The sequence below is a fragment of the Bacillus sp. FSL P2-0099 genome (assembly GCF_038007445.1).
Taxonomy (GTDB): Bacteria; Bacillota; Bacilli; order Bacillales; family Bacillaceae_G; genus Bacillus_A; species Bacillus_A mycoides.
Map to the genome: position 1 here is coordinate 2,561,226 of NZ_JBBOXE010000001.1, position 12,812 is coordinate 2,574,037.

A 12,812-nucleotide genomic window follows, 5' to 3' on the forward strand; every position below is an offset into this window, starting at 1 on the left:
TATATAATAAAAAATACTCGAGAGTAAGCTCTTAAATAACAGTCTACCTTCAGTTTCTATAATACAACCTAATAACTATTAATATATATAGTAGATATTTACTTTATAAAATAAGGGGGAATATTATGACTGAAACAAACGAATTTTCAGGAGTAAATTTAAAAAAAGATGTGAAGTTTTCTATTATAATCCCTGCACACAATGAAGAAAAGTACATTAAAAAATGTTTGGATTCAATTGCAAAGGCATCAGAGGCATATAAAGATCAAACTGAAGTCATAGTTGTTTTAAATCGCTGCACAGATAACACAGAAGAAATAGCAAAGTCTTATAACTGTATTACATTAAAAAATAACGATAAAAACTTATCCAAAATCCGAAATGCAGGGGCCAAAATAGCTAGTGGAGAAATAATCATTACTATAGATGCTGATACCCAAATGACAGAGTTTATGTTGTCTAATGTAGACAAATATTTAGCTTCAGGTAAATACATTGGTGGTGGGGTAACTGGGAAGTTTGAAAGGATGTCTTTAGGAATATTCGTTTCCGCAATGTTAATAATAATCCCCTTACTTTTTAAGTATGGAGCTATATCTGTAGGGATTTTTTGGTGCTATAGAAAAGACTTTATGGCAATCAACGGATTTAATGAAAACATGCTTATGGCCGAAGATGCAGATTTCGCTAAACGATTAAAAGAATGGGGAAAGCAAAATAATAAGAAATTCGGTACAATTAAAAATGGAATGATAACTTCATGCAGAAGATTTGATAAATATGGAGACTGGGCTTTACTTAAAAATCCAAAAGTAATCTTAGCTTATCTAAAAGGAAAGGATAAAAAATACGCAGATAAAACATATTATGATAACCAAGAAAGGTAACTGTGAAGATTCCTAAACAAATCACCCTCAAATGAACTGGTGAATCAAGATAAATAACTGCAAGTTGAGTTTGTGGTAAATTTACTTTAAAATGTATTACTCTAACTAATTAAACTTGATCATAGCAACTAAGGAGAATCACATGAAACCATTACAAGGTAAAATAGCAGTTGTAGCCGGGGCAACAAGAGGTGCTGGAAGAGGTATTGCGATGATGCTTGGTGAAGCCGGTGCAACTGTATATGTAACAGGAAGAAGTACAAAAGGGAATTTATCCTGTATGGGAAGAACTGAAACGATTGAAGAAACGGCAGAGCTTGTTACAAAGCAAGGCGGAAAAGGAATCGCAGTTCGTGTTGATCATACGGTAGAAGAAGATATTAAAGCATTATTTACAAAGATTCAAGACGAACAAAATGGACAGCTTGATATTTTAGTAAACGATGTTTGGGGCGGCGATCCTTTAACAGAATGGGAGAAACCTTTCTGGGAACACAACCTACATAACGGACTACTTATGCAACAAAGAGCTGTTCATTCTCATATAATGACAAGCCATTACGGTGTACCATTAATGGTGAAAAATAAAATGGGACTTGTTATTGAAATTACAGATGGAGTCGATTATCAATATCGAGGTAATTTGTACTATAGTTTAGCAAAAGTCTCAACAATTCATTTAGCAGAAGCTATGGCGAAAGATTTAGAACAACACAATATTACAGCTGTCGCAGTTAGTCCAGGATTCCTTCGTTCAGAAGCGATGTTAGATATATTTGGTGTAACAGAGGAGAATTGGCGAGAAGGAGCTAAACAAGACCCTCATTTTATCGCATCAGAAACTCCTTTCTTTGTTGGAAGAGCAGTAGCAGCTTTAGCAAGTGATCCAAATGTTCATGAAAAAACGGGACGAGCGTTAAGTTCATGGGAATTAGGAAGAGAGTATGGATTTACAGATATGGATGGAAGACGCCCAGATTGGGGGAAATATTTTGAGGAGAATGTTTTGAATCAAAATTAATGTTTTTAGAGCACTCAATAGCTGAGTGCTCTAGTTCTTTATACAATACGCAAATAATAAAGTCCTTTTAAAAATAAAATGGTTATTTAAAAAGCATTGGTACAAATGAAATACAGTCAAAAATAAAGTGACAAATCCAACTTACCCAAATACTTTTTGAATTTTTCCATATATAATTTAGTGCTAATCTAATTGGGATTATAGTTATTAATAACTGCATTGGCACAAAACCATAAGCTGGAATATGCCACAAAGCGAACAACAAACTACATATTAATGATGCCGTGCCAAATTTTAATCCTAATTTTTGTAATGCGATAATTATATTAGTGCAAATCAACTCTTCACCCATTAACATAAAGGGTACACGGAATAAAATCATAGAAATACTTATTACTTCAGCAACGGAATTTTTAGTTGCAGGTTCAAAAATGTAACTGAATATTAAGTTGGAAGCCATACCTACGATAATTGTTAAAGGCAAACCCCAAAGTAATGTCTTGAAATTAAAATGTTTAAATTGCTCTAATGATATTTTTCCTAAAAAATAGTATCCTATAATTCCACATAATACAAGATTCCATAAAGCTTCAAAAATCATCCTCAATACTTCAGGTATATTATCTCCTAACACTGCGAAAAGTTGATATACAATCCCGGAAATAATTAATAATCCCAAAGCCAAAAGGGATTTCGAATCAATTTTCTTCTCTGTTTCTATAATCTTTGTTTCCACAACTACCCCTTCTTTCTTATTATTTCATTGATTACGAATATATAATAGCACATTGTTCTCCAAAATAATGGTAATTGAGACGATCATAATAATTTTATTTTTCCAAATCAGTAAGTCCAAGATTAGGAGATTCCTTGCAAGAATCATTTAGACCAAAACCTATTATTAATGTCGTGATTGAAATAAAGCAATTATTAAACAAAAATAATAATCGCCCATCAAATTTATGAGTAGGCGATTAATGTATTTCTAAGAACAAAATTAAACAACTTTATTATCTGTACACATATATCGCATAAAACATTTTTTAACTTCATTAAATATATAGGGAATCATTACCAAAAAATGATATCCTTAAAGTATAGTCTATATTTTGTATAGGAGGGTGATGGAGTCTATGGCGGTACGTATAGTCGATGATTTACAACAATTCTCTTTATTACTTATGTTTTTGAGTACATTAATATTTTACAGATACTTAAAGAAGATTAAACGAGAGAGAAAACTGACTTCTTTCGAATGGACAATGTATTTTGTCACTCAATTCGCGACTTCTATTTGGGCAATTACTTATTTTATTAAATTCTTGTCTGAATCGTAAGTTACATTAAACCATTTTAGTTTACTGGGTTATTGTTATCTATTAGGGATATAAATATAGTCCGTATCTAAATCTAAGTCAATGACGACATCGGTCTTAATGTCTTCTTGTAATGATTTTGGAATGTTTTCAAAATGATAACGTACACAAAATAAATTTATAAGCTCCTCATTAGATAACTCTTCATTTTTTACGTTAAAATACATTTTTTTAACTTACTGATAGAACAGTTATGACCAATAACATACTCATTAATTCCATATCCATCAAATTCAATTATCATGTTATCACTATTGGTTGCTAGCCAACATTATAGCTTTAATTTTAGATGAATCTTTCATATTGATTATTGTACATAGCTTATATATGTCTCGTCTCAATTATGATATTCAAAATAAGAAGAAACACATATGGAAATTTTTGTGGCAGGTGCAACAGCACGTTCTTTAATACCAATGCTAATAAAAGAAGGTCATACTGTGTATGCAATGATTCGTAACGAATCACAAGTAGAAGCAATGAAGAAAGTTGATGCTTTACCATTACTAGCTGGGAGAGAGGTGCTTCAAAGAATAAGGCACGTAAAGTGAATGGATACTTTAAAATATCATAAAAATCCTTTAATGGGAATACTAGTAACATTCACTATTAAAGGATTGGGCTGTAATGAATATACTTTTTGAAAGCATTATTTTAATCCTCACTGGAATCATTGTTTTAAAATTGACAGGTAGTAAATCTGTTAGCCAAATGACGAGAGCTGAAATTATTATTGTGGTTTCTATAGGACGTATTATTGTAGAACCTATTTTAAGTAGGAAAGTAGGCCCATCTATTTTTGCTGCGTTTATTTTTGCGGGTGTTTTACTTATTATTCATTTTTTTGAATTGAAATCGCGAAAAGTAGAAAAGTTTCTAAATGGAAATAGCATTATTGTTATAGAAAACGGAGAAATCTTAAAAAAGAATTTATTACGCGCGAAAATGTCAGAACAACAATTATTTATGCATCTGAGAGAAAAAGGTATACATGAAATCAAGAATTTACAACAAGCAACTGTAGAAACGAATGGACGGATTGGGTATCAACTAACTACTAAGGCACAACCAGTTACTTTGGAAATGCTAGAAAAGCTTCTAGAGCAATGCAATCTGAAAAAATAGTTTTAGACTGTACATAAAGGCACTTTTCACAAACGTGTAAAAGTCCCTTCAGTAATCCTGAAGGGACTTTCGTGTTATCTAATTTACCGAGGGTGATGACGATCAATATTACGATTAACAACAACATTACAGTTCATAAAAATAAACAGAATGAATAATTGACAAAAAATGAGAATAGTAGTAATCTAACGTAAAACATACGCTACCGTATTTTATTGGGGAGATAATATGCAATTAACGAGAGAAGACTGGATAAAAGTAGGATTACAACAATTAGCTAATGAAGGTATACATAAAGTTCGCATTGAAGCACTTGCTCGATTGCTAAAAATAAGCAAAGGAAGCTTCTATCACTATTTTCGTGACCATCAAGAGCTTTTAGATTCTATGCTCGACTTTTGGGAAGTACATGCAACAAAGCTGATTGTTCAAAGTATGGAGCAACAGGATGCCTCTTTAGAACAGCTATTACAGATTAGTTTTAATCGAGATAAAAAAATTGAGAATGGTATTTATGCTTGGGCTAAATACGATCCTGTTGTGGCAACACGTTTAGTAGATATAGAAGAACAAAGAATTTCTTGTGTTGCAAAATTGTATCAAAAAATGGGCGTAGACGAAACTGAATCAATTGATCGAGCGAGACTTGCCTATTTAACGTATGTAGGATGGATGACAAGGTTTGAAGCAAATCTTAATTTTGATATTGATAAAATGGTTGAGCTTTTAACTTCTTTCAGCGGATGTCCAAACATCCACTGAAAAAAGTAAAGCTTCCGGACGCAATTATGCTGAGGCATAATTGATTATTCGATAATAAATGTCCCTAATATGGTTATAAAACCTGAAGGGACAAAATTTTCACTATAACATACGTTAGTGTATGTTATCTTTGAAGTTACGAAATTGGGGGCGAATAAATGAAATTACTATTAATAGTAGTAGCTGTGGGGCTTCTGTGGTTTATCAGTTTTTTGCATATTTATTGGGCTTTTGGAGGTCGATGGGGTTCTGCTGCTGTTATCCCAGTAAAAGAGGGAGAACATAAGCCTGCTTTTACTCCGAGAATATGGGGAACATTATTCGTAGCCATTCTTATTCTATTAGCTAGTGTCATTATTGTTGTTCAAGTAGGTTATTTGCAGGGGTTCGAAGCAAATAGTTTATCTAAAATCGGAAGTATTGTCTGTGCTTTAGTTTTCATTGTTAGGGCAATTGGTGATTTTAAGTTTGTTGGATTTTTCAAAAAAATTAAGCATTCTCAGTTTGCTAGATATGACACTTGGTTCTATAGTCCATTATGTTTATTCTTTGGTTTTGTCTATATCATGTTGTTGTTTTAATAAGTATAATGAATTCCCTATAAAATAAATTTTATGCAGGAAGAAAACACCTCTTATTGAACAAGTAGTAATAAAAAGAAGTTTGAACATAGCAATAGAGCAATACAGCAATACAGGTTCTGTTGACAGCGAAGTCCGCTATGATTAGTCATTTGTGTTTAAAAAGAGGATAGATAGGGCGAATTTATTCAAGCTCTTCTATCCTTTTAATTTTTATACATATAATGTATGACATTAGATAAGAATTCACTATTAATAATAGGTTCAGCTTATATCTTGACTTTTAATAAAATTTTAAAGTGTTGGTTTTTTATTGTGTGAATAAGAGGTTAGTTGTTGTTTTGGAGTTTAAATCATTGATTTAAACTTGGCAATTGTATCATGTAATCTTTCTAATCCAATCAACATATCTTTTTCATTTAACATTGAATAACTAATTCGCAAATGATTATATTGAGTTTCATGGTTTATCAGACAAGCTGTGCCGGGTAAAAAAGAAACATCAACTTCATTCGCTTTTTGTAATAATGTAAAAGGATCGATTGACTGAGGGAGTGTAACCCATAAGTTAAATCCTCCATTAGGTATTTCGAATTCTAATTCTTTTAATGGAGATAATATATCAATTGTTAAATCGCGTCTAATTTGTAAAGCAGTCCGTAATTTTTCTAAATGATTTTTCATTCGTTCCGCTCGTAAAAAAGGAAGTAGTGCTTTTTGTGTCAATAAGGGACTACCAATATCCATCGAAGCCTTCACGGCGTATAACCATTCAAAGATAGGACCTTCAGCTGCAAGTGCCGCGATGCGAAGACCTGGTGCTAACGTTTTACTAAACCCTTTTAAATATATAACATGACCATTTGTATCAAAGCTTTTTATTGGAGGGGGAATTTTAAAATCCTCAAAATATATCTCTCCGAAAGAATCATCCTCTAAAATGAAAAATTGATAAAGCTCTGCTAGTTCTACAAGTTCCATTCTTCTTTCTTTACTCATTACTGTGCCCGTTGGATTCTGAAAAGTAGGATTCACATATAACAAAACAGGATTCTTTCTTTGACAAATATCATCGATTAGATCTGAGCGAATGCCGTTGTTATCAAGACTAACAGGGATAATTTGAACTCCTTTATTAACAAATACATCAAGCGCCGCTCCATAACACGGACTTTCTACTAACACTATGTCTCCAGGCTTTAATAATGTTTGGGCGATTAAATCAATTCCTTGCTGGGCACCACTTGTAATTAATAATTGAGATGGATCTGTAACTACTTGTTGGTGTTCTTTTAAGTAGTTTGTTATTTCCACTCTAAGTTCTTTGTCACCTTGAACAGGTCCGTATGTTGCCAGTATCATTTGATCCTTATTAAGTAATTTGTGCATTTCATCTGAAAGAAACGGATTTGGTAATAAACGTGGATAAAGGACAGCCTGTGAAAAATCAAAATATTTACGATGTTGGTTCATTACATATTGAGAACGCATAACATTAATGGATTTCGTTTGTTGCCATTGATATGGAATTGGTTTGAAATCTTTGTTCACACGTTTATGTATATAGGCACCTTTTCCTTGTTCAATTCGTATATAACTTTTCGTTTCTAACTGTTTATAAGCTTTACGAACAGTTAATAAACTAATTTGCAAATCATCGGCCATAGAACGTAAAGAAGGGAGGTAATCGCCATGCGAAAGCATCCCGCTTTGAATTCTCTCAACAATTTGCATATATATTTGTTGGTAATATGGTATGTTGGATTCTTTACGTAGTACTATCTTCATAGAATCACCTGTTTTTCTTTTTAATTTAATTAAAGCGAAAAATAGTCTGACAATCAACTATATTTTTATTCAACTGTTATATGCTCGGATACACTGTTATACACCATATCCTCTATACTCATTTCAAGAGTAAAAAGGAGGAAGGAAAATGGTCATTTTAAATTATATTTTAGTATGTATTATTTTTGGAACGACATTTTTAACGATAAAAATTGGAATAGAAGCGGGGGCACCACCATTATTTTCAGCTGGAATTCGTTTCTTTTTGGCGGGCCTTATTCTCATTATTATTTTTAAATTAAAGCGAAAGGATATTATGCCTTACTTATTATCGAAACGTATTATATATGCTGGTTTTTGTTTAACATTTATGACATTCGCGACCCTTTACTGGGCTGAACAATATATTTCTTCTGGATTAGCTGCAGTTCTATCTGCAACAGCCCCAATGATGATTTTGCTATTACAATCAAGGCGAAACAAAACAAAACTGCAAAAAGAACAACTTGTTGCTTTAGTTATAGCACTTACAGGAGTTTTGTTTATATCTTTACCTGGCATGCATCAAGAACTTACTTTCATATGGAGTATTGCATGCCTTGTTATATTAGTAGGAGAGTTGTTTTATGGAATAGGTTCGATTCGTTCTAAAGAGATACTTTCAGATTTACCTAACGTATCACCATTTCTCATTAACGGCATTCAAATGTTTTATGGAGGAGTTTTGCTATTAATTGTATCTGTTGTAATGGAACAGCCGAATTTAGCTGTATTAACATCTTGGAATGTACAATGGCCAATTTTATATCTTATATTTGTAGGATCTATCGGTGGACACGGTTTATATTACTGGCTTTTATCAAAAACAAATCCAGTATTTCCATCGACGTGGTTATATGTATCCCCGTTAATTGCTGTTATTGTAGGTTATTTTGTATTAGGAGAACCATTAAATCCTGCAATGGGAATTGGTGCTTGTTTAATCTTGATTGGTGTATTTTTAGCAAATCGTTCTACGCTGGGCGTTTATTTTAAGCAAGGGAAGTTATTGAAGAAAGAAATGTAAATAATACAAATGGAATCATTGGACTATTAAGTTAATAAAAGTTTATTACTTTATCAACTTAAAAAGCATGTTACTACTGACTTGTAACATGCTTTTTATTTTTACACATTAAGTTTAACATAATTTGCTTAGTAATTAACGAACGATGTACTTTACGAACAGTGTACGTTATGTTATAAATAAAACAAGTAATTCAATAAAATATAAGGTGTGATAAATGATGGAAAGAAAAAATAAAGGAGAAAAACGTATTGCAATTATAGGTGCTGGACCAGGAGGTTTAACATTAGCTCGTATATTACAGAAACATGGTTTAAAATGTGTCGTATATGAAAGAGAAACATCACCATGGATTCGGCAACAAGGAGGTTCATTAGATATTCATCATGATTCCGGACAAGAGGCGCTTAAAGAAGCAGGATTGTTAGAACAATTTAATGAACTTGCTAGATATGAGGGAGAAGATTTTCGTTTATGTGATAAGAACGGGAAAATATATTTAGATGAAGTAGCGGATCCTAATTGCGGAGATCGTCCAGAAATTGATCGAGGCACTTTACGTGAGTTACTTTTAAATTCTGTTGATCCGCAATGTATACATTGGGGCTATAACTTAACAAAAGCCATTCCTGTAGAAAATGGTATACATGAACTTCATTTTGAAAATGGACATGTAGACACTGTTGATTTAGTGGTAGCAGCAGATGGTGCCTTCTCTCGAATTCGTCCACTTGTCACAAATTCTATACCGCAATATACTGGTATTAGCATGGTAGAATTGAATTTGAAAAATGTAACGAAAAATCATCCTCAGATGGCGAAATTTAATCGACGTGGCAAAGTATTTGCACTTGCGGAGCATAAAGGAATTCTTGCGCAATTAAATGGAGATGACAGTATTCGCGTGTATTTAAGTTTTAGAACAGATAAAAAATGGCTTGATAATTGTGGAATTCCATTTAAAAATTTAGAAGAAGCAAAACATCAACTTCTACAATATTTCGAAGACTGGGATGAAACACTTAAAAATTATATTAGATGTGCAGATGGTGCGATTTTTCCTAGACGAATTTATATGTTACCTGTTGGACTAACTTGGAAAAGTAAGCCTGGTGTTACTTTAATTGGTGATGCTGCACATTTAATGTCTCCATTTGCTGGAGAAGGTGTGAATCTAGCGATGCGTGATGCGGCAGAACTTGCATTATCTATTGTAAAACATGATAATTTGAACGAGGCAATTGAAAATTACGAAGAAAAAATGTACGATTATTCTTCTCAATCCGCTGAAGTGTCAAATGATAATCTTGAGATTTGTTTCTCGGAGGATGCTACTATGAAAATGTATAATCTTATGAATCAACTTCATGAGCAACAATAAAAATATATTTACTAAAGGAGAACTATGGAAGAGCAAACGAATACAATTACTAGTCGTCGTTTACGACCAGCAAAAGAACCGTTAAGTAAGGAAATCATTGTTAAGACTGCTTATGACCTATTAGAGTCTGAAGGTATTTCTGGCCTTAGTATGCGTAAAATTGCAAAAGTATTAGATACAGGTCCGTCTTCTTTATATGTATACGTAAAAAATGCTGATGAATTAAGAGCGTATGTATTAGATTATGGTCTAGGGAAAATTGAAATAACAGATGAGAAAAATGAACCATGGAAAAAAGAACTATTTACACTTGTACATTCATATTTTCGAATTTTATTCGACTCTTCTGGAATGGCAGAATTAGCTTTAATGACAATTCCAATTGGGCCAAATTCTTTAGCCCTTACTGAACAGATTTTGTGTCAATTACATGAAGGTGGAGTTAATGCAAGAGCATCAGCATGGGGAGTAGATATTTTACTGTTATATGCTGCTTCGGTCGCATATGAACAAACAGCTCGCAAAGAAAAAGGTACCACTCTTGACCCAATTCGTGCTTCGTATGAGGCTTTAGATACAGCAAGGTATCCAATGATTGTAAGTCTAAAAGAAAATATGTTATCTGGTGGAGAAGAACGATTCCGCTGGGGATTAGAAGTTGTTTTGCAAGGTATTTTACATACGCAATAATATAATTAGTTTAAAACAGAGAGCTAGTTGAGCGGCACTCTGTTTTTTTTGAAAGAAAAATATGATACCTGTTTCTACAAACTACATTGTTAATGAATTTCAAAATCTCTTTTTATACGATAGTAATAGACAACTTACACAATATAACCAGAAGTTAAAGGATTGGTTGGAATCCCTATATATCAAAGGATAGATTTATTTTTAGGTGAAATTGATTATTTAGAAGCTAAAGTTTTTGGAATAAAAGGTGACAAAAGAATTGTTAGAAAGCAAGTAATAACATTAAAAGATTTTGTACCAGACTATTTAATTATAGATAAATTCATGCTGAGACTTTTTATAACCACCGAGGGATATATTGAAGGTGAGAGAAAGGAGCTACTTTTATGGTAATTAAAATAAAGATAAAAATATGAAGCGAGAAAATGAGGGTTTTATTTTTATAGAATAAAAAACACACTAGGTCTTTATATCCTAGTGTGTTTTTGTAATTAATTCACTTTTTTTATAAAACCTTTATAATGACGCTTCACAAGTTGACTTTCTAACGTCTTCATCGTTTCTAATGCAACACCTACGATGATTAGTAAACTTGTACCACCGATTTGAGCAGATGGTGGTAATGTAGCGATTTTTGTAAATACAAGTGGTAATATTGAAATTGCTCCTAAGAAAATCGCACCGATAAATGTTAAACGGTATAAAATTTTTGTTACATACTGTTCTGTAGATTTACCTGGGCGAATACCCGGGACATATCCGTTTTGCTTTTTCAAATTCTCAGCCATTTGTTCAGGATTTACTTGAATAAACGCGTAGAAATATGTGAAGGCAACGATAAGACCCACATATAGTGTCATTCCAAATGGATGTGCAAAATCAAGATTCGCAATTATCCATTTAGATACGCTTGAATCAGGGAAGAGCTGCGCAATTGTACGCGGCGTCATTAAAAAGGCTGAAGCAAAGATAACAGGAATTACACCTGCACTATTTACTTTAAGAGGTAAATGAGTATTTTTTGCTCCTTGATATTGATTGTTTCCTGAAACAGCTTTTGCATATTGAATCGGTATTTTTCGAACAGCTTGTTGAATGTAAATAACACCAACAACTATCGCTAAAATTACGAGTCCAATTAAAACCATTTTTATTATGTGCATAAATAACTGATCGCCTGCGTTTTGGAATTGTTGCAAATAAATTTGATTAGCGACATTCGGAATCGCCGCAACAAGTCCTGCGAAGATAATCATTGAGATTCCATTACCAACGCCATTAGCGGTAATTTGTTCACCTAACCAAAGTAAAAATGCAGTACCAGCAGTTAAAACTGTCGCAATAAATAAGTATGTAGTCCAGCTTTGATCTGTAATTAATTGTCCACCTGCTATATTATTAAAACCATAAGACATCCCAATGGATTGTATGAATGCGAGAATGATTGTAAAGTAGCGAGTAAATTGAGCTGATTTCTTACGGCCCATTTCTCCTTGCTTTGCCCATTCTGTAAATTTAGGTACAACGTCCATTTGTAGTAATTGTACAATGATAGAAGCTGTAATATATGGTGTGATACCTACAGCAAAGATTGAGAAGTGTTGCAGTGCTCCTCCGCCAAATACGTTCAGCATGCCTAAAACGTTGGCTTGATCTTGTACTTTTAATACCTCTGCGTTAGTATGAGGAACTGGAATAAACGTGCCAATTCGAAAAACAATTAGCATCGCTAGTGTAAAAAGAATTTTGTTTCTTATCTCAGCTACTCTCATGAAATTTGAAATCGTACGAAACATTATGTCGCCTCCTATATTTTTATCAGTTCAAAACTGATTATTATATCCCGATGAAGTAACCACAAACCTCCTTCCGCATTAAATTCATTTGACAAATGGAATTTTATACATTTTGTAGTTTTCACGGATATAAAAATATAAGGTGTTATACAAGCGATTTATTAACTTTTCGTAATCATTCAATACCCATAATATAACTAATAAATTAACAAATGTACATACATAAGCATTAAAAATGAATGAATAGGTTGATTTTTTACATATATTTAATGCTAGATTGATAATTAGGAACGTTTTATGTAGTTATATTGAAAGGATTCCGTTGAAAGTATTATGATG

At 32.7% G+C, this 12,812-nt stretch carries 13 protein-coding genes and 2 pseudogenes; 11 read left to right on the top strand and 4 right to left on the bottom strand.

Annotated elements, in window-relative coordinates; all coding sequences use genetic code 11:
- The first annotated feature begins 125 nt into the window (after positions 1-125).
- Complete coding sequence (locus tag MKY90_RS13025; RefSeq protein WP_050000476.1) at positions 126-887, top strand: glycosyltransferase; 762 nt, start codon at positions 126-128, stop codon at positions 885-887.
- 142 nt (positions 888-1,029) lie between these two features.
- Entirely contained in the window at positions 1,030-1,908 is an 879-nt protein-coding gene (locus MKY90_RS13030; protein WP_002168316.1) for an SDR family oxidoreductase, read from the top strand.
- An 82-nt stretch (positions 1,909-1,990) separates the two neighbouring features.
- Here MKY90_RS13030 and MKY90_RS13035 read toward each other — a convergent pair whose 3' ends face one another.
- Entirely contained in the window at positions 1,991-2,644 is a 654-nt protein-coding gene (locus MKY90_RS13035; RefSeq protein WP_033729412.1) for a CPBP family intramembrane glutamic endopeptidase, read from the bottom strand.
- A 397-nt stretch (positions 2,645-3,041) separates the two neighbouring features.
- Here MKY90_RS13035 and MKY90_RS13040 point away from each other — a divergent pair, with 397 nt between their 5' ends.
- Positions 3,042-3,245 carry a hypothetical protein gene (locus MKY90_RS13040; protein ID WP_000290880.1) on the top strand — a complete coding sequence of 68 codons (204 nt, stop codon included), beginning with the start codon at positions 3,042-3,044 and terminating at the stop codon, positions 3,243-3,245.
- Between the two features lie 35 nt (positions 3,246-3,280).
- On the opposite strand, the pseudogene MKY90_RS13045 reads toward MKY90_RS13040, so the two are convergent.
- A pseudogene (locus MKY90_RS13045) lies at positions 3,281-3,528 on the bottom strand (hypothetical protein).
- A 127-nt stretch (positions 3,529-3,655) separates the two neighbouring features.
- Here MKY90_RS13045 and MKY90_RS13050 point away from each other — a divergent pair.
- From MKY90_RS13050 to MKY90_RS13065, 4 genes and pseudogenes are all read left to right on the top strand, one after another.
- Positions 3,656-3,928: pseudogene (locus MKY90_RS13050) on the top strand (hypothetical protein).
- The gene (locus MKY90_RS13055; RefSeq protein ID WP_002085380.1) at positions 3,912-4,409 is read left to right on the top strand and encodes a DUF421 domain-containing protein; all 498 of its coding nucleotides are present in this window, start codon (positions 3,912-3,914) and stop codon (positions 4,407-4,409) included. Before MKY90_RS13050 ends, MKY90_RS13055 begins: the two are co-directional and overlap by 17 nt.
- Positions 4,410-4,637: 228 nt before the next feature.
- Positions 4,638-5,171 (top strand): TetR/AcrR family transcriptional regulator, encoded by a 534-nt coding sequence (locus tag MKY90_RS13060; protein ID WP_002013313.1) that lies wholly within the window; start codon positions 4,638-4,640, stop codon positions 5,169-5,171.
- 158 nt (positions 5,172-5,329) lie between these two features.
- On the top strand, positions 5,330-5,752 hold the full coding sequence (locus MKY90_RS13065) for a DUF3995 domain-containing protein (RefSeq protein ID WP_002136501.1): 423 nt from the start codon (positions 5,330-5,332) through the stop codon (positions 5,750-5,752).
- 348 nt (positions 5,753-6,100) lie between these two features.
- Here MKY90_RS13065 and pdxR read toward each other — a convergent pair whose 3' ends face one another.
- Positions 6,101-7,540 (bottom strand): MocR-like pyridoxine biosynthesis transcription factor PdxR, encoded by a 1,440-nt coding sequence (pdxR, locus tag MKY90_RS13070; protein ID WP_016127035.1) that lies wholly within the window; start codon positions 7,538-7,540, stop codon positions 6,101-6,103.
- 148 nt (positions 7,541-7,688) lie between these two features.
- Here pdxR and MKY90_RS13075 point away from each other — a divergent pair, with 148 nt between their 5' ends.
- The 4 genes from MKY90_RS13075 (at position 7,689) to MKY90_RS13090 (ending at position 11,070) form a co-directional block, all read left to right on the top strand.
- The gene (locus MKY90_RS13075; protein ID WP_016101934.1) at positions 7,689-8,606 is read left to right on the top strand and encodes a DMT family transporter; all 918 of its coding nucleotides are present in this window, start codon (positions 7,689-7,691) and stop codon (positions 8,604-8,606) included.
- Between the two features lie 217 nt (positions 8,607-8,823).
- Positions 8,824-9,987 (top strand): FAD-dependent oxidoreductase, encoded by a 1,164-nt coding sequence (locus MKY90_RS13080; protein ID WP_016101933.1) that lies wholly within the window; start codon positions 8,824-8,826, stop codon positions 9,985-9,987.
- 24 nt (positions 9,988-10,011) lie between these two features.
- Positions 10,012-10,677, top strand: a complete 666-nt coding sequence (locus MKY90_RS13085; protein ID WP_341091516.1) for a TetR/AcrR family transcriptional regulator — start codon at positions 10,012-10,014, stop codon at positions 10,675-10,677.
- Positions 10,678-10,839: 162 nt separating this feature from the next.
- A complete protein-coding gene (locus tag MKY90_RS13090; RefSeq protein WP_016101932.1) occupies positions 10,840-11,070 on the top strand; it encodes a hypothetical protein in 231 nt (76 codons plus the stop codon).
- Between the two features lie 98 nt (positions 11,071-11,168).
- Here the strand turns inward: MKY90_RS13090 and secY are convergent, their stop codons facing one another.
- A complete protein-coding gene (gene secY, locus MKY90_RS13095) occupies positions 11,169-12,473 on the bottom strand; it encodes a preprotein translocase subunit SecY (RefSeq protein WP_002069884.1) in 1,305 nt (434 codons plus the stop codon).
- Between the last annotated feature and the right edge of the window lie 339 nt (positions 12,474-12,812).